Source organism: Streptomyces sp. NPDC050439, assembly GCF_040655335.1.
GTDB lineage: Bacteria > Actinomycetota > Actinomycetes > Streptomycetales > Streptomycetaceae > Streptomyces.
The window spans coordinates 1,419,415-1,443,448 of the sequence record NZ_JBFAJT010000001.1; the positions used below are offsets into that span (position 1 = coordinate 1,419,415).

The following is a 24,034-nucleotide window of genomic DNA, read 5'->3' on the forward strand; positions in this document are numbered from 1 at the left end:
CACCCCCATGAGCCATCGTACCGAGATCAACCCAGTGGCCTCTCCCGAAACAGCTCCGAGCGGCGAGTCGCCCGCTGCCCCAGCCTCCTGACCTGCGCTGTTTACCTCTTGTCGGTGAGCTTGGCCCGCAGCCGTCCGAGGGTCCGGCTGAGGATGCGCGAGACGTGCATCTGGGAGATGCCCAGCTCCGCACCGATCTCACTCTGCGTCATGTCGGCGGCGAAGCGCATCGCGAGGATCTTGCGTTCGCGGGCCGGCAGCGCGGCGATGAGCGGCTTCAGGGAGTGCAGGTCCTCGACCTTGTCCAGCGCCGGGTCGCTGTAGCCGACGTGGTCGGCCAGCGTGTCGTCCGAGTCGACGCCGTCGGCCGGGAAGTCCAGGGAGGCCGTGGTGTAGCCGTTGGCCGCGGTGAGGCCCTCGCTGATCTCGGCCTCGTCCAGGTCCAGGTGCTCGGCCAGTTCGGCCGTGGTCGGGGTGTGGCCGTTGGCCTGCTCGAGGACGGTGGTGGCCTTCACCAGGTCGATGCGGAGTTCCTGCAGCCGCCTCGGGACGCGGACGGCCCAGGTCGTGTCGCGGAAGAACCGCTTGATCTCACCCATGATCGTCGGCAGCGCGAAGGTGGTGAACTCCACGCCTCGCTGGAGGTCGAAGCGGTTGATCGCCTTGATCAGACCGATCGTGCCGACCTGCACGACGTCCTCGTACGACTCATCGCGCGGGCGCATCCGGTGCGCCGCGTACTGCACGAGGTTGAGGTTCAGCTCCACCAGGGAGTTGCGTACGTACGCGTGCTCGGGCGTCCCTTCCTCCGCCTCGTCCAGACGGGCGAAGAGCGCCTTGGAAAGGGCCCGGATGTCGGCCGTGCGCCGACTGCCGGTGTGCGACCCCGTGCACGGCGGAGGGTGTTCGATGCCCGTCGGCTCGACGGCGTCGAAGTCGGGGCCGGCGGTATGTCGTTCGGCGTACGACATCGTGGAGGCTGTGCTGCTGGTCGTCGGGGCCACCTTCGTCACTCCCGGTCCAGAGGGCGCCCTCCGGGCGAGAGCGCGTCGTGCACGGGCTCCTACCCACCATCTCCCGTTACATTCCCGTGACTTGACTCTCCGTGGCTCCGTATAGGAAGCGCCTTTCGGGGAACTCGACTCGACCGTGGGATGACACGGGAGGTGGACGGCTGTGATCTGGTGGATGTGGCTGGCCGTGGTACTCGTCGCACTGCTCCTGCTGGGCGGTGCGGTCCTCGGGGTACAGGCGAAACGCCGTGGTGGCGGCGCGATCGTCGTCCGGCGGGGACGCAGGGCGGGACGCGGGGGGATTCGATGATCACGTTGATGCTCGTCGCCGAGCTCACCAAGCGGCCCGTGGTCACCCTGGGCGGGGAGGCGGTGGCCCAGGTCAAGGACACCGTGCTCGACGCCTCGGGCGGACAGATCACCGGTTTCACGCTGGCGGGCCGCGGGCTGCTGTCAGGACCGCTCAAGCAGAGCCTGCCCTGGTCCGGCGTCCACGCCCTCGGACCCGAGGCCGTGATGATCCCTTCCGCCGATGTCCTGCAGGCCAGGGACGCGGTGGTGGACAGGAGCGAGGCCGGCACCGGTCAGGTGCGTGGCGCCCGCGTACTGAGCGACGGGGGGCTGGAGTTGGGCACCGTGCTGGACGCCGTGGTGGAGAGCGGCGTCAGCGGAAGGGTGGCCGGCTTCGAGATCGCGACCACCGAGGCGATGGGCCGCCACGAGCGCAAGGCGTTCCTGCCCGTGCACGGGCAACTGGCCATGACCGGGGACACGTTGGTGATCCCGGCCGAGCTCGCCGGGCAGGCGGTGGACGACCTCGACGCGCTGACCGCGGCGTGGCACCGGAGCCGGGCCGCGGGTGAGACGGGACTCCGGAAGGAGCACGAGCGATGATGCTGCTCAGCCAGGTCCTCGGGCATCCGGTGATCGGCGCCGATGACGCACGGCCGGCCGGTGAGGTGGACGGTCTCGGCATCGATCCGCGGACCCGCCGGATCACGGAGCTGTATCTGCGGGGCGCCAGGAGCGGCGGTGACAGCGTTCCCTGGGCGCAGGTGCGCGGGATGGGACCGGACGCCGTGATCATCGACACCACCGCTGCCGCGGCCGGGACGGCACACGACGGTTCGCACTCCCGCGCGCACAAGAGGCTGCTGGGCAAGCGGGTCCTCACCGAGTACGGCGAGGACATCGGCACGCTCACCGAAGTCACGTTCGACCCGGACACCGGCGACATCGGAGATCTCTACGTCGGGCGCGAACAGATACCGGGCAGCCGTCTCGTGGGCCTGGGCCCGTACGCACTGGTCCTCGGCGCCGGCATCCCGCCCCTGCCCGCGAGCTGATCCACCCCGCGCCGGGCCGGCCACCCCATTGGGTGAGAGTGCGCCCCGGGCCGTCGGGCAGCAGAAGCGCCATGCGAGTCATCAGTCTGATCGAACACGCCATGGAGCGCTGGACAGCCACTCTGTGGACCCTGCTGCTGCCACCGAAACAGAAGCGCGGGGAAGTGGTCGCCATACTGCGCCGGCAGTGCGATGACAGCGCGCTGATCCTCGGGCGCGAGCGCGTTCTCGTGCCCAATTCGTTCGTCATCGACCTGCCGCCGGAGAGCCACCGGCAGCTGACCACCAGCGGCACGGAGCTGAACCGCTACCTCGCCGCCCAGGTGCACCGCCACGCCGCCGAGCAGGGCTACACGTTCGCCGGGCCCGTGGCCGTCAGCCTGCGGTCGGCCGGTGGTGACGCGGTCGGCAGGTTCCAGATCCACGGCCAGATCGCCCCGCAGAGGAAGGGCTGATCTACCGGCCCGGCGCCCTGTCGTCCCGCCGCCGACTCCGTGCCGCAGAAACGCTGCGTTTCGAGCGGAGCAATATGTGTGCCGGCCGTGAGAGAAATCAGCGGCAGGCGCCCTGAGGCTTTCTTGCGCGACGCCCGGAACGCATTTTTTTACCACGCGTCGCCGGTCGCACCGTGCTACTGTCGATCTCAGTTGCAGTTGTGGTTCCCAAAAACTTCAAGTGCCCTCACCGCCTTTTCGGCCGGTGGGAGCACTTTTGTATTTCCGGTCATTTCCGGCGGGGCAATCATCGCGGCGACACGGAGTCAGCACAGTGCGGCTCCGGGCACTGCCCCGAAGGAGAAAATTATGGCTAACGGCACCGTGAAGTGGTTCAACTCGGAAAAGGGCTTCGGCTTCATCGAGCAGGACGGCGGCGGCCCCGACGTCTTCGCCCACTACTCGAACATCGCCGCCCAGGGATTCCGTGAGCTCCAGGAAGGCCAGAAGGTGAGCTTCGACATCGCCCAGGGCCAGAAGGGCCCGACGGCCGAGAACATCGTTCCCGCCTGACGCTCACGCGTACTTCGCAGCTGGGGCCCGCACCTTGGGGTGCGGGCCCCAGCTCGTGCATTTTCAGCAGCATCCAGGGTCACTAATTCCTGCGCGCATATCTTTTCCTGATCTCGCGCCTGCCGTGCCCTGCCAGGAACGCCAGACGTTCCCGCGCATCCGCCCGCAGAGCATTGCAGCCGGCCGGATTCGCCCCACGCATTTCATCCGGCCCGTTCTCGCGATTCTCCGCGCTGCATTCCTGCTGCGGAAATTCCTTGGTACGTGCCGCATCGAGGAAGGTTCCGCATGAACCGCACACGCTCAAACGACCGCCCTTACCGCGCCCGCTCGGGCTCTGGCTCTGGCTCTGGCTCCGGCTACGGATCGCGCTCCGGTTCCGGCGCACCGCGCCGTTCCGGTGGCTACGGCCGCCGTCCGTCGGCGCCCCAGGGCGAGTTCGCCCTGCCGGTCACCGTCACCCCCGCTCTCCCGGCCGTCGAGGCGTTCGCGGATCTCGCGATGCCGGCGCCGCTGCTCGCCGCGCTCGGCCGCGAGGGCATGAGCGTGCCGTTCCCGATCCAGGGGGCGACGCTGCCCAACTCCCTCGCGGGCCGTGACGTACTGGGCCGTGGCCGCACCGGTTCGGGCAAGACGCTCGCCTTCGGCCTCGCGCTGCTCGCCCGTACGGAAGGCCAGCGCGCCGAGCCGCGTCAGCCGCTCGCCCTGGTCCTCGTTCCCACCCGCGAGCTGGCCCAGCAGGTCACCGACGCGCTCACGCCGTACGCCCGCGCCCTGCGGCTGAAGCTCGCCACGGTGGTCGGCGGCATGTCGATCGGCAGGCAGGCCGGTGCGCTCCGCTCCGGCGCCGAGGTCGTCGTCGCCACGCCCGGCCGTCTGAAGGACCTCATCGACCGCGGCGACTGCCGGCTGAACCAGGTCGGCATCACCGTCCTCGACGAGGCCGACCAGATGGCCGACATGGGCTTCATGCCCCAGGTCACCGCGCTGCTGGACCAGGTGCGCCCCGAGGGCCAGCGGATGCTGTTCTCGGCCACGCTCGACCGCAACGTCGACCTGCTGGTGCGCCGCTACCTCAACGACCCGGTCGTCCACTCCGTCGACCCCTCGCAGGGCGCGGTCACCACGATGGAGCACCACGTGCTGCACGTGCACGGCGCGGACAAGAACCAGGCCACCACGGAGATCGCGGCCCGCGACGGCCGGGTGATCATGTTCCTGGACACCAAGCACGGCGTCGACCGGCTGACCGAGCACCTGCTGAACAGCGGCGTGCGCGCCGCGGCCCTGCACGGCGGGAAGTCCCAGCCGCAGCGCACGCGGACCCTGACCCAGTTCAAGACCGGTCATGTGACGGTGCTCGTGGCGACCAACGTCGCCGCGCGCGGCATCCACGTCGACAACCTCGACCTGGTCGTGAACGTCGACCCGCCCACCGACCACAAGGACTACCTCCACCGCGGCGGCCGTACGGCCCGTGCCGGTGAGTCCGGCAGCGTGGTCACCCTCGTGACACCGGGTCAGCGTCGCGACATGAGCCGTCTGATGGCCGCCGCGGGCATCACCCCGCAGACCACCCAAGTGCGCTCCGGCGAGGAGGAGTTGAGCCGCATCACCGGCGCGCAGGCTCCTTCGGGCGTCCCGGTCACCATCGCGCGGCCGGCCACCGAGCGCCCCCGGCGCGGCAGTTCGGCCTCTTCCCGTGGCCGTCGCAGCCGCAGCGCCCAGGACCGCCGCACCGACCGTGCCCCGCGCCGTCCCGCAGGGGGGCCGACCAGCTCGGCGGCCTAGAGCTCGCGCGTCCACCAGGCTCACCCACCTTTGCAGGAGGCACCTTTGACACCGGTTCAGGCACCGTCATGCGGACCGCAGGTCCGTGACGACATGACCGTCGAGCTCGCCCTGTCGGTGATGGCAGGCGCGGGCGCCGGCCATCTGTTCCTGTGCGACGAGGACGACCAGCGCACGCGCCTGATCACGCGTGCCCGGCTCATCGAGGTCCGCGAAGGCCCCGCCTACACGGACCAGGTCCGCCTACGGGACGTTCTCGCCCTCACGCGTTGAGCGTCCCACCCCTGTCACCGCCCCTCTCCGTACCTGTGAGGCACCATGCGCTGCGTCATCGCCCGTTTCCCGTTCGACCTCACCAAGGCTGGGGTGCTCGACGCGATGAAGGGGGTCAAGCCCGAGCCCGTCACGGGTGACTCCGTCATCGTCGGCCGCCGCCACTACCCCATCAAGCAGGTGGGCGCCGTGATCACCCGGCAGGACCGGCGTGACTTCAGCGCCGCCGAGGTCACCCGCGCCATGCGGATGCTCGGCTTCACCTGCCGCACCCCTTCCGAGGACGCCGCCCCGAGCGACCTCACCCCGCTCCAGACGGCGTCGGCACTGCTCGGCACTCCCACTCCCGCGTAGCGGAAGACGCACGACACGAACATCAGAACTACGAAGAGGGCCCCGCCGGTACACCGGCGGGGCCCTCTTCGTTCTGCCCACGTGTTGCCCACGCGCATGTACCGGTGGAGCAGATCACAAAATCTATGCTCGCCATGGTAGACATTGCCCGGTCGCATGATTAAGGTTTCTCTCGTAGCTGGAACCCCAGAGGGAGAACGGAAGGAGCAGACGCCATCAGGATGGCCCGGCCCGAGATCGATTCGGCCCGGGTAACCGCAAGACCCCGGAACGGAAGGTGGTCCTCGGTCACGCATCTGCGATCCCCGCATTTCCGCCCTCTCGCAGGGCCGGACAGCGGAAACAGGAGGTCGGCGCAGCAATAGGGCCGACGGATGGTGTTGAATTTCCTTCGGGGCCCTGGTGCCGTACGGCACCAGGGCCCCTCGACGCGTTGGCATAACGAGGTGACATGACAGCAGATACCCCGCTCAGTGGTCGTCTGGATGACGACGACTACCCCGCCTACACCATGGGGCGGGCCGCCGAGATGCTCGGCACCACACCCGGCTTCCTGCGGGCCATCGGTGAGGCCCGCCTGATCACTCCGCTCCGCTCGGAAGGCGGGCACCGGCGGTACTCCCGCTACCAACTGCGGATCGCGGCCCGCGCCCGCGAACTGGTGGACCAGGGGACCCCGGTCGAGGCGGCCTGCCGCATCGTCATCCTCGAGGACCAGCTCGAGGAGGCACAGCGCATCAACGCCGAGTACCGCCGCGCCTCGACGGAGTCGGGCGAGAGCCCGAGCTGAGCCCCGCCCCTCCCAGGAGGGGCCACTCCCCCGGCAGGCCCGGTCACGCGACCGGCGGCCACACCCCCGGGGCGAGCACCCCCAGCGCGTACGCCCGCGCCACCAGTTCCGTACGGTTCGCCGCGCCCCAGCGCTTGGTCAGACGGCGCAGATGGTAGGTGACGCCGTCCGTGGTGAGGCCGGTTCCGCGGGCCGCCTGAGCCGTGGTGGCGCCGCCGGCGAGCAGGGCCAGAATGCGGGCCTCGGCCGCGGTGGCGGTCTGGGTGGGCGGCTCCGGAGCGGGGGCGTGTTCCTCGCCGAGGACGCGCAGCAGCACCAGGAGCCCGGGGACCGCGTCGGCCGTGTCGCTCACCGGCTCCGCCGTCAGCTCGCCGTGGCGGCGCGTCCCGTCGGCCGCGTCCCAGCGCACCGCGACGGGGTAGCGCGAGCGGCGCCCGAGCCGCACGGCCTCGGCGATCCGCAGGACCTGCGTCTTCTCCTCGGGGCGGAACAGCTCCAGTACGTTGCGGCCGCGCAGGGAGCCGGAGGTCGCGCCCCATTCCGCCGTCATCGCCGGATTGGCGAGGATGATCGCCCCGTTCGCGTCGCACACCGCGATCGGCATCGGGATGCGGTCGAAGAGGGTCATGGCGCGGTTGCGCCACAGCACGGAGTCCGTGGAGTCCACGGGCGACTCCTTCCGGCAGGGCAGTCGGGTTCGGGGCAGTCAAGAGCAGGACGTCGTTCCCCACTACACAATCATGTAGTGGCACGGCGCGGACCTGCGGGGACCGGCGATCAAGCTGGTGAGGAGTGACTTCCGTACGGCGAAAGGCAGTTGTCACGCCATGCCCCCCACCACCACCGCACCGCTCCCCCAGGACGCCGGCTCCGGCCTCGACGGCGTGCCGCTGATCGACATCTCGGCCACCGGGCCAGGGACCACCCCACTGCAGCAGGTCATGGAGCTGGTCCGCCGGCACGGGCCCGTGGTGCGACGGCGGCTGCACGGCCGCGACGCGCTGTTCGTGAGCGATCTCGATCTCGTGACCGAGCTCGCCGACGAGACCCGGTTCGCCAAGCATGTCGGGCCCGCCCTGGAGAACGTGCGCGAGTTCACCGCCGACGGTCTGTTCACCGCGTACAACGACGAGCCCAACTGGGCCCGCGCGCACGACATCCTGATGCCCGCGTTCGCCATGGGGTCGATGCGGACGTACCACCCGATGATGCTGCGCGTCGCCCGGCGGCTCGTCGAGTCCTGGGACCGGGGCGCGCGCGACGGGCGTCCCGTGGACGTGCCGGGCGACATGACCCGCATGACCCTGGACACGATCGGGCTCGCCGGTTTCGGCTACGACTTCGGTTCGTTCGAGCGGGCCGAGCCGCATCCCTTCGTCGACGCCATGGTGCGCTGTCTGGAGTGGAGCATGACGCGGCTGAGCCGTACGCCGGGCAGCGACCACACGGCGGCGGACGCGGCCTTCCGGGCGGACGCCGGTTATCTGGCGCAGGTGGTGGACGAGGTCATCTCCGCGCGGCAGGGCGGCACGCCCGGCGCGGGGCCCGCCGAGGACCTGCTCGGGCTCATGCTCAGCGCCACGCACCCCGGTGACGGCACGAAGCTGGACACCGCCAACATCCGCAATCAGGTCATCACCTTCCTGATCGCGGGGCACGAGACGACGTCCGGCGCGATGTCGTTCGCGCTGTACTACCTGGCCAAGCACCCCGCCGTCCTCGACCTCGTGCGGCGCGAGGTCGACGCCCTGTGGGGTGACGCCGCCGATCCGGAGCCGACCTTCGACGACGTCGGGCGGCTCACGTACACCCGGCAGGTCCTCAACGAGGCGTTGCGGCTGTGGCCGACGGCCGCCGCGTTCGGCCGCCACGCCCGCGAGGACACCCTCCTCGGCGGCCGCATCCCGCTGCGCGAGGGGCAGGGCGTCACCGTCCTGACGCCGATGCTGCACCGGCAGCCCGTGTGGGGCGACAACCCGGAGCTCTTCGACCCGGCGCGCTTCACCGCCGAGGCGGAGGCCGCGCGCTCCCCGCACGCGTTCAAGCCGTTCGGGACTGGTGAACGGGCGTGCATCGGGCGGCAGTTCGCGCTGCACGAGGCGACGATGCTGCTCGGGATGCTGGTGCATCGCTACCGGCTGCACGATCACGCCGACTACCGGCTCACCGTGAAGGAGACGCTCACCCTCAAGCCCGACGGCTTCACGCTCACGCTGACGCCGCGCACCTCCGCCGACCGCGTGCACGGCGAGCTGCCGGGCGTGACGGCCGCCCCCGCCGCGGCGGATCCGGACGCCGCCGCCCTGCCCGCGCGCGTCGTGCCCGGCACCCGCGCGCTGTTCCTGCACGGCAGCAATTACGGGACCTGCCGGGACTTCGCGGCCCAACTGGCCGACGAAGCCGCCTCGGTGGGCTGCTCGACGGAGGTCGCGCCGCTGGACGAGTACGCCGGTGCCCTTCCCTCCGACCGCCCCGTCATCATCACCGCCGCCTCCTACAACGGCCGGCCCACCGACGACGCCACGGCGTTCGCCTCCTGGCTGGACGGCGCCCCGCAGGCCGCCGCCGAGAGCGTCACCTATGCGGTCCTCGGCGTGGGCGACCGCAACTGGGCCGCCACGTACCAGCACGTCCCGACGCGCATCGACGAGCGGCTCGCGGAGCTGGGCGGCACCCGGCTCCTGGAGCGTACGGCGGCCGACGCCTCGGGTGATCTCGGCGGCACCGTACGCGAGTTCACCGCGCGGCTGCGCAGGGCTCTCCTGGAGGAGTACGGCGATCCCGACGCGCGTGAGGCTCCGGATGCCACGGCCTCCTCGGACGCGTACGAGGTCCGCGAGCTGACCGGCGGCCCGCTGGACGCGCTCGCCGCGCGGCACGGTCTCGTCCCGATGACGGTCACCGAGGCCCAGGACCTCACCGCGCCCGGGTACCCCCGCACGAAGCGTTTCGTACGCCTCGCGCTGCCCGAGGACATGACCTATCGCACCGGCGATCACCTCACCGTGCTGCCCGTCAACGACCCCGCGCTCGTCGAGCGGGCCGCCGCCGCCCTCGGGGTGGACCTGGACGCCGTCCTCGACATCCGCGCGAGCCGTCCGCGCCGCGACGGCCTCGCCGTCGACCGTCCCTTGACGGCACGTCAACTGCTGGCCCAGCACGTCGAGTTGCAGGGGCGTCCCACCGCGGAGCAGCTCGCCGTGCTCGCCGCCGCCAATCCCTGCCCGCCGGAGCGGGCCGAGCTCGCGGCCCTCGCCGCCGACGCCGGGGCCCGCGCGGATGACGGACGCACGCTGCTCGAACTGGTCGAGGCCTGCCCCGCGCTGCGCGGGGCCCTGGAGTGGCCGCGGCTGCTCGACGTGCTCACGCCGCTGCGGCCCCGCCACTACTCGGTGTCCTCGTCACCGGGCACCCAGCCCGGCCACGCCGACCTGATGGTCTCCCTCCTGGAGGCACCGGCCCGCTCGGGCAGCGGACGGCTTTACCGCGGGACGGGCTCCGGTCACCTCAACGGCGTACGGCCGGGCGACACCGTCCTGGCCAGGGTCCAGCCCTGCCGCGAGGCCTTCCGCATCGACCACGCGGACAGCGCGCCCGTCATCATGGTCGCCGCGGGCACCGGCCTCGCTCCGTTCCGCGGGACCATCGCGGACCGTACGGCCCTGATCGCGTCCGGCACCCAACTGCCGCCCGCGCTCTGCTACTTCGGCTGCGACCACCCGGACGCCGACTTCCTGCACGCGGCGGAACTGCGCGCCGCTGAGGCCGCCGGGGCGGTCTCGCTGCGCCCCGCCTTCAGTGCCGCCCCCGTGGACGGGGCGGCCTTCGTCCAGCACCGCATCGCGGCGGAGGGCGAGGAGGTGTGGGCCCTGCTGACCGCCGGAGCCCGGGTGTACGTGTGCGGCGACGGCTCCCGCATGGCTCCGGGCGTACGGGACGCCCTGCGCGCGCTCCACCGGGAGCGCACAGCAGGGGCCACGCCCGAGGACTCCGCCCGCTGGCTGGACGAACTGACCGCGCAGGGGCGTTACGTGGAGGACGTGTACGCGGCGGGCTAGGGAACGCGACGCGGGGAGGGGCGGCTCACGCCGGGTCTGCGGGGAACAACTCCCGCAAGGCGTGGGCCGTTTCGTCGCTGTGTATGTGGTGCAGGCCCCTGATGCCCAGGCGGGCCGCGCCGGTCAGGTTGTGTTCCAGGTCGTCGATCATGACGCAGGCGGACGGGTCCACGCCGAGGAGATCGCAGGCCGTGCGGTAGATACGGCGGCCCGGCTTGCGGGAGCCGATCCGGCTGGAGATCACCACGACGTCCGCGAGCGCGTCCAGGTCGTAGCCCTGATAGCAGTCGTCGCCGAGGGCGTTCGACACGATCGCCACCGGCACGCCCTGGGCGCGCAGCCCGCTCAGCGCCGCGAGCATCGTCTCGTCCGGCCGCATCCCCGCCCCGATCGCGGTGACCAGGCCCGCGGGTTCGACGTCCACGCCCTTCTCGCGCAGCCGCCCCGCGATGCCCCGCTCGAACTCGGCCTCGCTCATGCGCCCGCACTCGTGCTCCACCAGGAGCGCCGAGGACTCCGTGTCCTCGCGGAAGAGCCGCTCGATCAGGAGCGGATCGTCGCTCACGTGCGTGGACCAGGCGCGGAACGAGTCGAGCACGCTGGTGGTCAGCACCCCGCCGAAGTCGGTGAGCACCGCGCGCGGTGGGCCTTCCGCCCTCACCTCGAGCACTTCATCCATGGCTGCCTCCTGAGGTCCCGCCCTTGGCGGCGTACTCGAATCGTCGGTCGAGGATCTCAAGGACCCGCTCGCCCCAGCGCAGGTTCGACTCTTCCAGGGATCTGCCGGCCATGAGCGTGAGGTAGGGGCCGACGCGCTCGGCCTCCCGTAGGTACGTCTCCTCCTCGCGGCCGCCGAGGAGGTGCAGGCGCAGACGTTCGTACCGGGCGAGCTTGCCCCGTGACCACTCCATGCGCTCCTCGATCAGCGCGCGGGTCGCTGCCGGGTCGGCGCCGTCCATGGCCTGCACCTTGACCATGAGCTCGTCCCGGATGGCGATGGGCCGGGGCGGCTCGGCGGCGAAGGCGTGCAGATCCCGCAGGCCGGTGTCGGTGAGCGTGAACATCCGCTTGTTCGGCCTGCGTTCCTGCTGCACCACGCGTGCGTCGATCAGGCCGTCGGCGGCGAGGCGCTCCAGCTCGCGGTAGAGCTGCTGGGGAGTCGCGGACCAGAAGTTCGACACGGAGACGTCGAAGATCTTGGCCAGGTCGTAGCCGGACGACTCGCCCTCCAGGAGCGCCGCGAGCACCGCGTACTTCAGAGACATCTGGACACCGTACACCGATGTGATTACTCTCCCTTGCACCTACTCAACAAGTTGACTATCAACGCTTACCTGCGAGGTGTGGGCATGCAGGCTTTCCGCAAGGCCGTCGAGGCCAACGATCACGCGGCCATCGAGGCGCTCCTGGCCGAGGACGTGGTCTTCTCCAGTCCGGTCGTGTTCCGCCCCTACCCGGGCAAGGCGACGACCGCCGCGATCCTGCGCGGCGTGACACGGGTCTTCGAGGATTTCCGGTACGTACGCGAGATCAACGACGCCGGGGGCCGGGACTCCGCGCTCGTCTTCGAGGCACGGGTCGGCGACCGGCAGATCACCGGCTGCGACTTCCTGCACGTGAACGAGGAGGGCCTGATCGACGAGTTCATGGTGATGGTCCGCCCCCTGTCGGGCGCGCAGGCGCTCGCGGCGGCCATGGGCGCCCAGTGGGACCGGATCACCCAGGAGGCGGCGGGCGCCTAAGCGGGGCGGCGCGCGCCTGCCGGGCACGTGCCTACCAGGCGCGGGCGGACCGGATCAGGTGGTCGTGCACGAGGGCGACGTGCGGGTTGTCCGCGGACCCGGGGCGGCGCACCAGGAAGCCGGTGTTGATCGGGGCGTCCTCCGGGTCGTGCAGGAGGGTCAGCGCGCCGGCCGCCAGGGCGTCACGGCAGAGGTAGCGGGGCAGTACGGCGAAGCCCGCGCCCGCGGTGACCGCCGAGAGCACGCCGCGCAGGTCGGGGACCGTGACGGAGGCCTCGCAGGCCAGCCGCTTGCCGAAGACGTGCCGCCAGTAGCGGCGGGCGATCGGCAGGTCATCTGCGTAGCTCACCAGGGGGACGCCGAGCAGCACCCCGGGGCCGTCCGCGGCGACCCGCGTGCTGCCGCCGACGCGCTCGGCCCACGCGGGGGCCGCGACCAGGACGAACTCCTCGTCCGCCAGCGGCACCGAGCTCAGGGAGCGTCCGCGGGGGCGGGCCGTGGCGATCACCAGGTCGTGCCGTCCCGCCCGCAGCTCGTCCAGGAGCCGGTCGGTCAGGCCCGTCGTCACGCGCAGTCTGACCCCCTGTTCGACCAGCGGTGCAAGGGCGGGCAGCGCGCAGTGGCAGAGCATCTCCGCCGGGCCCGCCAGATGGACGGGCTCGGCGGGGGCGCCGTCGAGGGGGCCGCCGTGTCCGGTGACCGCGGCGAGGGCGTCGAGGGGATCGACGATCCGGGCGGCGAGCGCGTCCGCGTACGGCGCGGGGGCCACGCCGCGGGGCAGCCGCTCGAAGAGCTCCCGGTCGACCTGCCGCTCCAGGGCCCTGATCTGCGTGGTGACGGTGGGCTGCGAGAGGCCGAGCACCCGGGCCGCGGCGGTGAAGGAACCCGACCGGTACACGGCGAGGAACGTGCGCAGCAGGTTCAGGTCCAGCGGCCCGGCACCCGTGCCCGTGCCCGTCGTGGCTATTCCCGCCGATCCATTGGAATTCCTATCTCCCATATGGGTCAGCCTATTGGATTTCGTTGGGCGCCCCCACCTACCTTCGAGGACAGCACCACCTGACGCTCTGAGCACAGAACGTCAGAGATTCCAGCCTCGGAGAGGACACCATGTCCAAGATCCTGTTCGTCGTGACCGGCGCCGACCACTGGACGCTGGCTGACGGAACCCAGCACCCGACCGGCTTCTGGGCCGAGGAGGCCGTCGCGCCGTACGAACGCTTCAAGGCCGCCGGGCACGAGATCGTCGTCGCGACACCGGGCGGCGTCGTGCCGACCGTCGACCAGGCGAGCCTCGCGCCCGAGTTCAACGGCGGCGAGGAGGGCGCAGAGAAGATCGCCACCACCCTCGCGGAGATCGCCGAGTTCCTGCAGCCGGTCAAGCTGGAGGAGGTCGACCTCGCCGAGTACGCCGCGGTCTTCTACCCCGGCGGCCACGGCCCCATGGAGGACCTCGCCGTCAACGCCGAGTCGGGCAGGCTGCTCAGCTCCGCGCTGGAGATCGGCATGCCGCTCGGCGTCGTCTGCCACGGGCCCGCCGCTCTGCTCGCGGCCACCAAGGAGGACGGCTCCAACGCGTTCGCGGGGTACGAGCTGACCGGCTTCACCAATGCCGAGGAGACGCAGTCCGGCTTCGCCGACAAGGCCAAGTGGCTCCTCCAGGACCGGCTCGTCGCGGCGGGCGTCGACTTCCGGGAAGGCGAGGCGTGGGCCCCCAAGGTGGTCGTCGACCGCAACCTCGTCACCGGCCAGAACCCGGCGTCCTCGGCTCCCCTGGCGGATGAGCTGCTCAAGAAGCTGGCCTGACCTCATGGGCAACGACCGGCTCGAAGAGGTCCTCGACGCCACCTACGACTCCCTCACGCGGTACGGCGTACGGCGCACCACGATGGACGACATCGCCTCCACGATGGGCGTGTCCCGGTCAGCGGTCTACCAGTACGTACGCAACAAGGACGACGCCTTCCGCAAGCTCGCCGAGCGTCTGCACTCCGAGGCGCTCGCGCGGGCCCGGCAGGCGGCGGCCGAGGAGACCTCCGCCGCCGAGCGTGTCCGGGGGGTCCTCGCCGCAAAGCTCGACCTCGTCCTGCGCCTGGCCGGGGACTCGCCGCACTCCGCCGAGCTGCTCGACGCGAAGGCGCGCCTCTTCGGCGACATCTGCGACGGCTTCACCGGCTCGCTGCGGCGCCTGCTCATCGACCTCTTCGCCGAGGCGGGGACCCCGGCCGCGGTGGAGCCCGCCGAGGCCGCCGACATCTGCATCGCCCTGGTCATGGGCCTGGAGTCCGTGCCCGACGGCCGCGAGCTCTTCGGCCCCGCCACGGACGCGCTCCTGACCGGGCTGCTCGGAACACCGGTCGCCCCGCCGCCGACCGCCTGACCCGCCCTTCCCTTCCCTGCCCTGCCCTCCCTCCCGCCCCCATGTACAGCCCCACCTGAGACATCCCCAGGAGACCCCTCATGCCCAGCTCCGAAACCCTCGCCCCCGAAGCCCTCGCCCCCGAAGATCTCGTCGCAGGGCTCCGTGCCACCTTCGCCACCGGCCGCACCCGGCCCCTTGCCTGGCGCGAGGAGCAGCTCACCCAGCTGCGCTCCCTGTTCACGGAGCACCGCGAGGACATCGCGGACGCCCTCCACGCCGATCTGCACAAGCCCCGCACCGAGGCCTACACCGCCGAAGTCGACTTCCCCGTACGGGAGATCGACCACACGCTGGCCCATCTGGAGGAGTGGCTGAGCCCGCAGCCGCTCGCGCCCGGCGCCCTCGCGGGACTGCCCGAGGGCTCCACGGCCGGCACGCAGTACGAGCCGCTCGGCACCGTCCTGATCATCGCGCCGTGGAACTACCCCGTGCAGCTGCTGCTCGTCCCCCTCGTGGGCGCTCTGGCCGCGGGCAACACCGCTGTCCTCAAGCCGAGTGAGGTCACACCGGCCACCTCGCGGTTGATCGCCCGTCTCATCCCCGAGTACCTGGACACGGAGGCGGTCGCCGTCGTCGAGGGCGGTGTGCCCGAGACCACCGCGCTGCTCGCCCAGCGGTACGACCACATCTTCTACACCGGCAACGGCGCCGTCGGCCGCATCGTGATGCGCGCCGCCGCCGAGCACCTCACGCCGGTCACCCTCGAACTCGGCGGCAAGTCACCGGTGTTCGTGGACCGGGACGTCGATCTCGCCGCTGTCGCCACCCGCCTGGCCGAGTCCAAGTTCCGCAACGCCGGCCAGACATGCGTGGCCCCCGACTACGTCCTGACCGACCCGGACACCGCGCCCGCCCTCGCCGAGGAGCTGCGCACCGCCGTGGAGCGGGTGTTCGGACCGGACCCCAAGTCCTCGGAGGCGTACGGACGCATCGTCAACGAGCGGCACTTCGACCGGGTCTCGGCGCTCCTCGGCTCCGGGACGACGGCGTTCGGCGGGCAGAGCGACCGCGACGACGTCTACATCGCGCCGACCGTGCTCACCGACGTGAAGCCGGACGAGCCGGTGATGCGGGAGGAGATCTTCGGTCCCGTACTGCCGATCGTGAACGTCGGGGGACTCGACGAGGCCATCGCGTTCATCAACGACCGCGACAAGCCGCTCGCCCTCTACGGCTTCACCGAGAGCGAGACCACCCGGCGGCGGCTCGCCGCGGAGACGTCGTCGGGCGGCCTCGGTTTCGGTCTTCCGATGGCTCATCTGCGCGTCCCCGAGCTGCCGTTCGGCGGAGTCGGCGAGAGCGGTGTCGGCAATTACCACGGGCCGCACTCCATCGCCACGTTCAGCCACCGCAAGGCGCGGCTCGACGTTCCGCTGGCCTGACTCCGTCGGCGTCCGCGCCCCCGGTCTCATGACCGCGGGTCCGCCGGGCCGAGCAACGCGTCGAGCCCCGCGGCGAGTTGCTCCGGGCCGCCGCGCCCGTCCAGCGAGAGCGCGGTGGCCCGCAGTCGGGGGAACTCCTGCGCGGGCATGCGGTGCAGGCCCAGCCGGAAGGCCGGGTCCGGTTCGCCGGGCGCGTCGTCCATGGCCCGCAGTTCCACGAGGAGATAGCCGAGCAGCCACGCCGTGAACGCCCGGTGCACCTCCACCGTGCGGCGGTCGCCCAGCCCCGCGCCGTGGAGCAGGGCCAGGACGCGTTCGTCGCCGCGCAGGACGGCCGCCGGGCGGCGGGCCAGCGGGGTGGACAACAGGCGGGTGGCGAGCAGCGGGACCATGTTCGGGTGCCGCAGCGCGACCCCGTGGGTGGCGAGCGCGATGCGCTGCAACTCCCCTCTCCAGTCCGCGACTTGGGGCTGCCCGGCCAGTCCGTCCTCCAGCTCCTGGTAGAACGCCTCGACCAGGCCGTCCAGGAGGGCGCCCTTGCCGGCCGCGTACCGGTAGAGGGCCATCGCCTCCACGCCCAGTTCCGCGCCGAGCTTGCGCATGCTCAGGCCGGAGAGCCCGTCGCGGTCGACGATCTCCAGAGCCGTGGCCAGGACGCGTTCCCTGCTGAGCCGTCCGTAGCGCCCACGGTCACTGGCACGCCGCCCCTGGGCCGGGTGCGCTTCTTCGCCGTGCGGCATGTCCGCCACCTCCGCCTCTTCGGCCCCCTTGACCACAGAGAGCATCGGGTGCAAAGTCGTACATATACGACGTAAACGTACATAGTCAGCGTACAGCGTTTCGACCTCTCAGGAGCGTCGCGCCATGACGCACAGCGAGCCGATGTCGGCGGATCTGGTCCAGGTGGAGCGCGATCTCGCGCGGATGTCGGACGGCAACGTCGTCCGCGTCACCGCCGGCGGCCCCGTCTTCGGGCATCCGTTCCCGGTGCGCCGCGTCCGGCCGACGACCTTCGTGCCCGCGCTCCCCCGGCGCGACCGGGCCGCCCTCATGGTGATCGCCGTGTGCTGGGCGCTGAGCTTCGCGTGGTTCTGGTCCTGGTGGCTGCAGCCGGAGCATCGCGTGGGGTGGGCGGGGCTGATCGTCAACAGTGCGCTGCTGCTGTACCTCACCGGCCTGCCCTGCTACTTCTTCGTCACCGCGCTCCGCCTGCGCCGCGTCGACCCGGAGCTCCCGGTCCCCGCGCTCCCGGTCGCCTTCGCCGTGACCCGCGCCCCCTCCGAGCCGTGGCCCACCGCCCGGCAGACGCTGGAGGCGATGCTGGCGCAGGACTTCCCGCACCCCTACGACGTGTGGCTGTGCGACGAGGACCCCACCGACGAGATCATCGCCTGGTGCCGCACGCACCGGGTACGGATGTCCTGCCGACGCGGCGTGCTCCTGTACCACCGCAGCGACTGGCCGCGCCGCACCCGCTGCAAGGAAGGCAACCTCGCCTACTTCTACGACAACTGGGGCTACGGCCGCTACGACGTCGTCGCCCAGCTCGACTGCGACCACGTGCCCGCGGCGACCTACCTCGCCGAGATGGTCCGCCCCTTCGACGACCCCGCCATCGGATACGTCGCCGCACCCAGCATGTGCGACGCCAACGGCGCGGTGTCATGGGCGGCACGCGGGCGCCTGCACCGCGAGGCCGTCTGGCACGGCGCGGTGCAGCTGGGGCACAGCGACGGGCTCGCCCCGATGTGCATCGGCTCCCACTACGCCGTGCGCACCCGCGCGCTGCGGGACATCGGGGGTCTCGGCCCGGAGCTCGCCGAGGACTTCTCCACCACGTACCTGCTCAACTCGGCGGGCTGGCACGGGGCGTTCGCCATCGACGCCGAGGCCCACGGGGACGGGCCCCTCACCTTCGCGGACATGATCACGCAGGAGTACCAGTGGTCGCGGAGCCTGACCACGATGCTCCTGGGCCTGCTGCCGCGCCATCTGCGACGGCTGCCCCTCGTGCTGCGGCTGCGCTTCTCGTACGCCCTTGCCTACTATCCGCTCCTCGGCCTGATGATCACCGCGGGCCTGACGCTCCCGCCGATCGCCGTCCTCACCGGGCTGCCGTGGATGAACGTCAACTACCTCGACTTCCTGGCCCACTTCTGGTCCATGCCCGTGTGGCTGCTCCTGACCCTGTACCTGATGCGCCGCCGCGGAATGCTGCGCCCGCGCACCGCGCCGGTGATCAGCTGGGAGACCTGGCTGTTCGCGCTCGCGCGCTGGCCCTTCGTCATCCTGGGTCTGCTCGGCGCCGTCGCGCAGAAACTGCGACCGCGGCCGGTGACCTTCAAGGTCACGCCCAAGGAGAGCGGCGGACCGCGGCAGCTGCCCGCCAGGCTCACCCTGCCGTTCGCCGTCCTCGCGGCCTCCTTGTCCTGCGTCGCGCTGGTGGGCGAGCTGACGAGCCCTTCGGCCGGATATGTCTTCCTGTGCCTCCTCGCCGCCACGACCTACGCCGTCGTCGCCCTCGCCGTCCCGCTGCTCCATGTGCGGGAGGCGGCACGGGCCGCGGACGTCTCCTTCGGCCACGCGCTGTCGACCGCACGGCTCCCGGTCGCCCTCGGCGTGCTGGTGTCACTGCCGGTCGCCACCGCCACCGTCTTCTTCCCGGCGTACGCCGCCGCCGTCCTGGGCCGGTGAACTGACATGAGCGCACCCTCCACCATCCTCGTCACCGGCGGCGCGGGCTTCATCGGCAGCCACACCTGCGTCGAACTCCTCGACCACGGCTACGAGTTGATCGTGATCGACGACTACTCCCACAGCACCCCGCAGGTCTTCACGCGGGTGGAACGGATCGCCGACCGCTTCGTCGGCGCCGTCTATGAACTGGACATCCGTGATCGGCGCGCCCTGTCGGCCGTCTTCGACCGCCACTCCGTGGACGCCGTCGTGCACTTTGCCGCGCACAAGGCCGTGGGCGAGTCGACACGGATGCCCGTCCAGTACTACGACAACAACGTCGGCGGCACGACCGCCCTGCTGCGGGTCATGCAGGAACACGGCGTGCACCAGATGGTGTTCTCCTCGTCCTGCTCGGTCTACGGCGACGCCGGCCGAGGCCCGCTCAACGAGGCCACGCCCGCCCGGCCCACCAATCCGTACGCGGCGTCCAAGTGGATCTGCGAGCAGGTGCTCGCCGATGTGTGCGCCCGCTGCCCCGAGTTCACGGTCCTCGCCCTGCGCTACTTCAACCCGGTCGGCGCCCATCCCAGCGGGCTGCTCGGCGAGGACCCGGGCGGCGTCCCCGACAATCTGATGCCTTACGTGGCGCAGGTCGCCGTCGGGCGGCGCGAGCGGCTCCCCGTGTTCGGCGACGACTACGCCACGCCCGACGGCACCGCGATCCGCGACTACCTCCACGTCATGGACACCGCCGAGGCGCACCGCATCGCCCTGGACCACCTCGCCGACGGGCCGGGCCTGCGGGTGTTCAACCTCGGTGTCGGCAGCGGCCGTTCGGTCCTCGACGTCATCGCCGCGTTCGGCGCGGCCTGCGGCAGGGCCATCCCGTACCAGATCATGCCGCGCCGCCCAGGCGACGTGACCGAACTCGTCGCCGACGCGCGCGCGGTGGCGGGCGCCTGGGGCTGGCGCCCCAGCCGCGGACTGCCCGAGATGTGCCGCGACGCATGGCGATTCCAGCAGCTCAACCCCCATGGATACGCCGGTTCCGGCCGGCGCCCCGGCAACAAGCGCAACGACCGTTAGGAGCAGCGCCATGCGGATGACAGTGATGGGGACGGGGTACGTCGGGACGGTGCACGCCGCTTGCATGGCCGACATCGGTCACGAGGTCCTCGGCATCGACATCGATGCCGACCGGGTTGCCACCCTCGCAGAGGGACATGCGCCCATCCATGAGAGCGGCCTGGACGAACTGCTCGCGAGGACCGTCGCGTCGGGCAGGCTGCGCTTCTCCACCTCGCTCGAAGAGGGCGCCGCGTTCGCCCGGACACACTTCGTGTGCGTGGGCACCCCGCAGCGCCCCGACAGCCACGCCGCCGACCTGCGGTACGTGGACGCCGTCGTGGACGGCCTGGCCCCGCATCTGCGGCCGGGCAGCCTGGTCGTGGGCAAGTCGACCGTGCCGGTGGGCACGGCCGCCCGGCTCGCCGAGCGCCTCGCGCCGTCGGCCCCCGGCACGGAGGTCGCGTGGAACCCCGAGTTCCTGCGCGAGGGGTCCGCGGTCCAGGACACGATGCGGCCCGAGCGGCTCGTCGTCGGCGTGACCTCGCGCCGCGCCGAGGGGGTGCTACGGGCGGTCTACGCGCCCATGATCCGCGCCGGAGTGCCGTTCTTCAGCACCGACCCGGCGACCGCCGAACTGGTCAAGGTGGCGGCGAACTCCTTCCTCGCCACCAAGATCTCCTTCATCAACGCCATGGCCGAGGTGTGCGACGCCGCGGGCGCCGACGCGTCGGTCCTGGCCGAGGCCATCGGCGCGGACTCGCGGATCGGCCCCCGCTTCCTCGCACCGGGGCTCGGCTTCGGCGGCAGCTGCTTCCCCAAGGACATCCGGGCCTTCGCCGCCCGTGCCGAGGAGATCGGCGCGGGCGAGGCCGTGGTGTTCCTGCACGAGGTCGACCGGATCAACACCCGGCAGCGCTCGCGGACCGTCGACCGGGCACGCCGGCTCCTCGGCGGCTCGTTCACCGGCCGCAGGGTCGGGGTCCTCGGCGCGGCGTTCAAGCCGGGCAGCGACGACGTCCGCGACTCGCCCGCGCTGGCCGTGGCGGCGGCCCTGCAGCAGCAGGGCGTCACGGTCCGTGTGCACGACCCGCAGGGCATCGACAACGCGCGTGAGACCCACCCCGATCTCGCCTACGCCCTGGACATCGACAAGGCGTGCGAGGACGCCGACCTGGTCCTGCATCTCACCGACTGGCCCGAGTACCGGGACATCGACCCCGCGGCGCTCGCCGCCCTCGTGCGCTCCCCCGTGCTCCTGGACGCCCGCAACAGCCTGGACGTCCGGTCCTGGTCGGCGGCCGGCTGGGCCGTGCACGCACCGGGCCGCCCGCGGCTCTCCGCCGGAGGTGCGTCATGAGGGTCGTGGTGACGGGCGGCGGCGGATTCGTCGGCTCCCATCTGTGCGAGGCCCTGCTGCGCAGAGGCGACGCGGTTTACTGCCTGGACAATTTCAGCACCGGTGAACCGCGCAACGTCGCCCACCTGCGCGACGCGCCCGGCTTCCGGCTGGTCCGGGCCGACGTGACGACGCCGTTCGAGGTGCCGGGTCCCGTGGACGCCGTGGCCCATCTCGCGAGCCCCGCCTCGCCGCCGGACTACCACCGGCTCGCCCTGGAGACCCTGGCCGTCGGCAGCCGCGGCACCGAGAACGCCCTGCGCCTGGCCCAGCGGCACGGCGCCCGCTTCCTGCTCACCTCCACCAGCGAGGTCTACGGCGACCCGGAGGTCCACCCGCAGCCGGAGGAGTACTGGGGCCACGTCAATCCGGTGGGCCCGCGCAGCGTCTACGACGAGGCCAAGCGGTTCGCCGAGGCGCTGGCCATGGCGTACCGGCGCAGCCACGGCGTGGACGTGGGCATCGTACGGATCTTCAACACGTACGGGCCGCGGATGCGGCCGCACGACGGACGCGTGGTGTCCACCTTCGTCCGCCAGGCCCTGGCCGGCCGGCCGCTGACGCTCTACGGCGACGGCAGCCAGACCCGCAGTTTCTGCTACGTCGACGACCTCGTCCGGGGCCTCGTCGCGATGCTCGACAGTGACCGCGGCGGCCCGGTCAACCTGGGCAACCCCAGCGAGCGCACCGTCCGAGAACTGGCCGAACTCGTCCTGCACATCACCGGATCACCCTCGCGGATCGTCTGCCGCCCCCTGCCCGTCGACGATCCGACCCGCCGCCGCCCGGTGATCAACCGGGCCGTGGAGCAGCTCGGCTGGATGCCGCGCGTCCCGCTCGACGAGGGCCTTCGGCACACGGTGGCGTGGTTCACCGCGCGGTCCGCGCCGGGGCCCGCGCGGGTGCCCGTGGAGGCCTGATCACCATGCCCGGGAAAGCCGCACCGCCCGCCGCCGGGCGCCGCACCGCCCCCGGCGTCCTCATCGCCGCGATCGTGCTGCTCGGCGCGAGCGGCTGTGCGGCCACCCCGCACTACGCGCCGACGTCCCAGACGTACTACGTCAGCCCGCGGGGCGACGACCAGAACGACGGTTCCTCGCCGGGGCAGGCCTGGCGTTCCCTCGCCCGCGCCGAGCGTGTGGCGCTCGAACCGGGCGACCGGCTGCTCCTTGAGGGCGGCGCACGGTTCACCGGCACCATCACCCTGAACAGCGCCGAGGCGGGCCGCGCGGACCGGCCCGTGGTGGTCGGCTCGTACGGCGACGGCCGGGCGACGGTCGATGCCGAGGGCTCCCCCGGCATCTCCGTGCACAACACGGCGGGCGTGGAGATCCGCGACCTCAAGGTCACCGGGGACCGCGCCGCCTACGCCCGCGACGGCGGCATCAACCTCTACGCCGACCGGCCGGGCGGCGGCAAGCTCACCGGTGTCCTGGTCTCCGGCGTCACCGTCTCCGGTTTCCAGGTGGGCATCGCGGTCGGCGGCGTGGAGAAGGGCAACGGCTTCAAGGACGTGACGATCCGTCAGGCGAAGCTGCACGGCAACAAGGACGCCGGTCTCCTGACGTACGGCCCCGCGTTCGAGCCGTCCCAACCCGCCTATGCACACCAGGACTTCACCATCTCGGACGTCGACGCGTACCGGAACACCGGTGATCTGGACGCGGACGACCGGCACACCGGCGACGGCATCATCCTCGGCGCCGTGCGTGACGCCACGGTGCGGGACTCCAGCGCGCACGACAACGGGTCCACGTCGTCCGGCGAGGCACCTTCCGGACCGGTGGGCATCTGGGCGTACGACGCCAAAGACGTGCTCCTGGAGCACAACACCGCCTACCGCAACCACACGGGTTCCAAGGTGGACGGCGCCGGGTTCGGGTTCGACGAGAACGTCTCGGACTCGACGATGCAGTACAACCTGGCGTTCCACAACGACGGCCCGGGCTTCTACGCATACACCCGCAAGGCGAACGGCGCGCACAAGGACAACACGATCCGCTACAACCTCACCTCCGACGACGGCCGCAAGCTGCCGCGCTTCGGCGGACTCGCCGTCTACGGACACGACGTGCGCAACCTGCGGATCTACCAGAACACCGTGGTGATGACGGCCCTGGAGAACGGCAAGAGCGGTCCCGCCCTGCGTCTGATGGACGGCGAGACGGGAGTCACCGTCCGCAACAACACCTTCGTCACCGACGGTTCACCGCTCGCCCTGGTGGACCGGGGCCTCACCGCCGAGAACGCCCTGGTCCAGGGCAACAACTACCGCGCACCGAAGGGCCAGTGGACCGTGCAGTGGGGCGACCACGCCTACACCGGCCTCGCCGCCTGGCGCGCGGCCACCGGCCAGGAACGCCTCGACGGACGGTCCGTCGGACTGACCGTCGACCCCTGCCTCTCCGGCGGCGAGCTGCCCGCAGTCGACTCCCCCGGTGACGCCCACCTGCTCGCCCCTGACTGCGGCGCCCTCGCGGACAAGGGGCTCGACCTGCGCAAGCTGTTCGGCGTCGACCCCGGTTCCGTCGACTATTTCGGCCGGGCCGTCGGCACGCCTCCGCCGGTCGGGGCCGCGCTGCCCGCGCCGGACTGAGGCGACCCGGCGGGCCGAAGATGCAGGCGCCCACGGGCCATGCCTACGATCGATACAGCGAGACCCCAGGTGGACGCGTGATGCGCGGCCGGTTGTCCCTGCCACGCAGGGAGGCGC

At 71.5% G+C, this 24,034-nt stretch carries 24 protein-coding genes; 18 read left to right on the forward strand and 6 right to left on the reverse strand.

Annotated elements, in window-relative coordinates; translation table 11 throughout:
• Positions 1-101: 101 nt before the first annotated feature.
• On the reverse strand, positions 102-1,004 hold the full coding sequence (locus AB0I66_RS06345; protein ID WP_363206521.1) for an RNA polymerase sigma factor SigF: 903 nt from the start codon (positions 1,002-1,004) through the stop codon (positions 102-104).
• A 315-nt stretch (positions 1,005-1,319) separates the two neighbouring features.
• On the opposite strand from AB0I66_RS06345, the gene AB0I66_RS06350 reads away from it, so the two are divergent.
• The 8 genes from AB0I66_RS06350 (at position 1,320) to AB0I66_RS06385 (ending at position 6,574) form a co-directional block, all read left to right on the forward strand.
• Positions 1,320-1,907 carry a PRC-barrel domain-containing protein gene (locus AB0I66_RS06350; protein ID WP_363206522.1) on the forward strand — a complete coding sequence of 196 codons (588 nt, stop codon included), beginning with the start codon at positions 1,320-1,322 and terminating at the stop codon, positions 1,905-1,907.
• Positions 1,904-2,359, forward strand: a complete 456-nt coding sequence (locus AB0I66_RS06355) for a PRC-barrel domain-containing protein (RefSeq protein ID WP_363206523.1) — start codon at positions 1,904-1,906, stop codon at positions 2,357-2,359. The genes AB0I66_RS06350 and AB0I66_RS06355 overlap by 4 nt, the downstream gene beginning before the upstream one ends.
• Positions 2,360-2,430: 71 nt before the next feature.
• Complete coding sequence (locus tag AB0I66_RS06360; protein WP_363206524.1) at positions 2,431-2,814, forward strand: FhaA domain-containing protein; 384 nt, start codon at positions 2,431-2,433, stop codon at positions 2,812-2,814.
• A gap of 348 nt (positions 2,815-3,162) precedes the next feature.
• Positions 3,163-3,366: a cold-shock protein gene (locus tag AB0I66_RS06365; RefSeq protein ID WP_363206525.1), complete on the forward strand. Its 204-nt coding sequence runs from the start codon at positions 3,163-3,165 to the stop codon at positions 3,364-3,366.
• 288 nt (positions 3,367-3,654) lie between these two features.
• Positions 3,655-5,157 carry a DEAD/DEAH box helicase gene (locus AB0I66_RS06370; RefSeq protein ID WP_363206526.1) on the forward strand — a complete coding sequence of 501 codons (1,503 nt, stop codon included), beginning with the start codon at positions 3,655-3,657 and terminating at the stop codon, positions 5,155-5,157.
• A 93-nt stretch (positions 5,158-5,250) separates the two neighbouring features.
• On the forward strand, positions 5,251-5,430 hold the full coding sequence (locus AB0I66_RS06375) for a hypothetical protein (protein ID WP_363206527.1): 180 nt from the start codon (positions 5,251-5,253) through the stop codon (positions 5,428-5,430).
• A gap of 45 nt (positions 5,431-5,475) precedes the next feature.
• Positions 5,476-5,784, forward strand: coding sequence for an SCO5918 family protein (locus AB0I66_RS06380; RefSeq protein ID WP_363206528.1), 309 nt, complete (start codon positions 5,476-5,478; stop codon positions 5,782-5,784).
• A gap of 451 nt (positions 5,785-6,235) precedes the next feature.
• On the forward strand, positions 6,236-6,574 hold the full coding sequence (locus AB0I66_RS06385; protein ID WP_363206529.1) for a MerR family transcriptional regulator: 339 nt from the start codon (positions 6,236-6,238) through the stop codon (positions 6,572-6,574).
• A 43-nt stretch (positions 6,575-6,617) separates the two neighbouring features.
• Here AB0I66_RS06385 and AB0I66_RS06390 read toward each other — a convergent pair whose 3' ends face one another.
• Positions 6,618-7,202, reverse strand: a complete 585-nt coding sequence (locus AB0I66_RS06390) for a PAS domain S-box protein (protein WP_363206705.1) — start codon at positions 7,200-7,202, stop codon at positions 6,618-6,620.
• Positions 7,203-7,401: 199 nt separating this feature from the next.
• Between AB0I66_RS06390 and AB0I66_RS06395 the strand changes: the two genes are divergently transcribed.
• A complete protein-coding gene (locus tag AB0I66_RS06395; RefSeq protein ID WP_363206530.1) occupies positions 7,402-10,632 on the forward strand; it encodes a cytochrome P450 in 3,231 nt (1,076 codons plus the stop codon).
• Between the two features lie 25 nt (positions 10,633-10,657).
• Here AB0I66_RS06395 and AB0I66_RS06400 read toward each other — a convergent pair whose 3' ends face one another.
• Together AB0I66_RS06400 and AB0I66_RS06405 are read right to left on the reverse strand one after the other, a co-directional pair.
• Complete coding sequence (locus AB0I66_RS06400) at positions 10,658-11,311, reverse strand: HAD family phosphatase (protein ID WP_363206531.1); 654 nt, start codon at positions 11,309-11,311, stop codon at positions 10,658-10,660.
• A complete protein-coding gene (locus tag AB0I66_RS06405) occupies positions 11,304-11,897 on the reverse strand; it encodes a PadR family transcriptional regulator (protein WP_363206532.1) in 594 nt (197 codons plus the stop codon). Before AB0I66_RS06405 ends, AB0I66_RS06400 begins: the two co-directional genes overlap by 8 nt.
• An 84-nt stretch (positions 11,898-11,981) precedes the next feature.
• On the opposite strand from AB0I66_RS06405, the gene AB0I66_RS06410 reads away from it, so the two are divergent.
• Positions 11,982-12,374: a nuclear transport factor 2 family protein gene (locus AB0I66_RS06410; RefSeq protein ID WP_363206533.1), complete on the forward strand. Its 393-nt coding sequence runs from the start codon at positions 11,982-11,984 to the stop codon at positions 12,372-12,374.
• Positions 12,375-12,405: 31 nt separating this feature from the next.
• Here AB0I66_RS06410 and AB0I66_RS06415 read toward each other — a convergent pair whose 3' ends face one another.
• Positions 12,406-13,374: a LysR family transcriptional regulator gene (locus AB0I66_RS06415; protein ID WP_363206534.1), complete on the reverse strand. Its 969-nt coding sequence runs from the start codon at positions 13,372-13,374 to the stop codon at positions 12,406-12,408.
• A 110-nt stretch (positions 13,375-13,484) separates the two neighbouring features.
• On the opposite strand from AB0I66_RS06415, the gene AB0I66_RS06420 reads away from it, so the two are divergent.
• The 3 genes from AB0I66_RS06420 (at position 13,485) to AB0I66_RS06430 (ending at position 16,178) form a co-directional block, all read left to right on the forward strand.
• Complete coding sequence (locus AB0I66_RS06420; protein ID WP_363206535.1) at positions 13,485-14,180, forward strand: type 1 glutamine amidotransferase domain-containing protein; 696 nt, start codon at positions 13,485-13,487, stop codon at positions 14,178-14,180.
• A gap of 4 nt (positions 14,181-14,184) precedes the next feature.
• Positions 14,185-14,754, forward strand: a complete 570-nt coding sequence (locus AB0I66_RS06425; protein WP_363206536.1) for a helix-turn-helix domain-containing protein — start codon at positions 14,185-14,187, stop codon at positions 14,752-14,754.
• Positions 14,755-14,834: 80 nt separating this feature from the next.
• On the forward strand, positions 14,835-16,178 hold the full coding sequence (locus AB0I66_RS06430) for an aldehyde dehydrogenase family protein (RefSeq protein ID WP_363206537.1): 1,344 nt from the start codon (positions 14,835-14,837) through the stop codon (positions 16,176-16,178).
• Between the two features lie 26 nt (positions 16,179-16,204).
• On the opposite strand, the gene AB0I66_RS06435 is transcribed toward AB0I66_RS06430, so the two are convergent.
• Positions 16,205-16,918: a TetR/AcrR family transcriptional regulator C-terminal domain-containing protein gene (locus tag AB0I66_RS06435; protein WP_363206706.1), complete on the reverse strand. Its 714-nt coding sequence runs from the start codon at positions 16,916-16,918 to the stop codon at positions 16,205-16,207.
• A gap of 124 nt (positions 16,919-17,042) precedes the next feature.
• Here AB0I66_RS06435 and AB0I66_RS06440 point away from each other — a divergent pair, with 124 nt between their 5' ends.
• The 5 genes from AB0I66_RS06440 to AB0I66_RS06460 are packed head-to-tail and all read left to right on the forward strand — an operon-like array spanning position 17,043 to position 23,917.
• Positions 17,043-18,872 (forward strand): glycosyltransferase, encoded by a 1,830-nt coding sequence (locus AB0I66_RS06440; protein ID WP_363206538.1) that lies wholly within the window; start codon positions 17,043-17,045, stop codon positions 18,870-18,872.
• Positions 18,873-18,878: 6 nt separating this feature from the next.
• A complete protein-coding gene (galE, locus tag AB0I66_RS06445; protein ID WP_363206539.1) occupies positions 18,879-19,943 on the forward strand; it encodes a UDP-glucose 4-epimerase GalE in 1,065 nt (354 codons plus the stop codon).
• 10 nt (positions 19,944-19,953) lie between these two features.
• A complete protein-coding gene (locus tag AB0I66_RS06450) occupies positions 19,954-21,282 on the forward strand; it encodes a UDP-glucose/GDP-mannose dehydrogenase family protein (RefSeq protein ID WP_363206540.1) in 1,329 nt (442 codons plus the stop codon).
• Positions 21,279-22,241 carry a UDP-glucuronic acid decarboxylase family protein gene (locus tag AB0I66_RS06455; RefSeq protein WP_363206541.1) on the forward strand — a complete coding sequence of 321 codons (963 nt, stop codon included), beginning with the start codon at positions 21,279-21,281 and terminating at the stop codon, positions 22,239-22,241. The genes AB0I66_RS06450 and AB0I66_RS06455 overlap by 4 nt, the downstream gene beginning before the upstream one ends.
• Positions 22,242-22,246: 5 nt before the next feature.
• Complete coding sequence (locus AB0I66_RS06460) at positions 22,247-23,917, forward strand: right-handed parallel beta-helix repeat-containing protein (RefSeq protein ID WP_363206542.1); 1,671 nt, start codon at positions 22,247-22,249, stop codon at positions 23,915-23,917.
• The last annotated feature ends 117 nt before the right edge of the window (positions 23,918-24,034 follow it).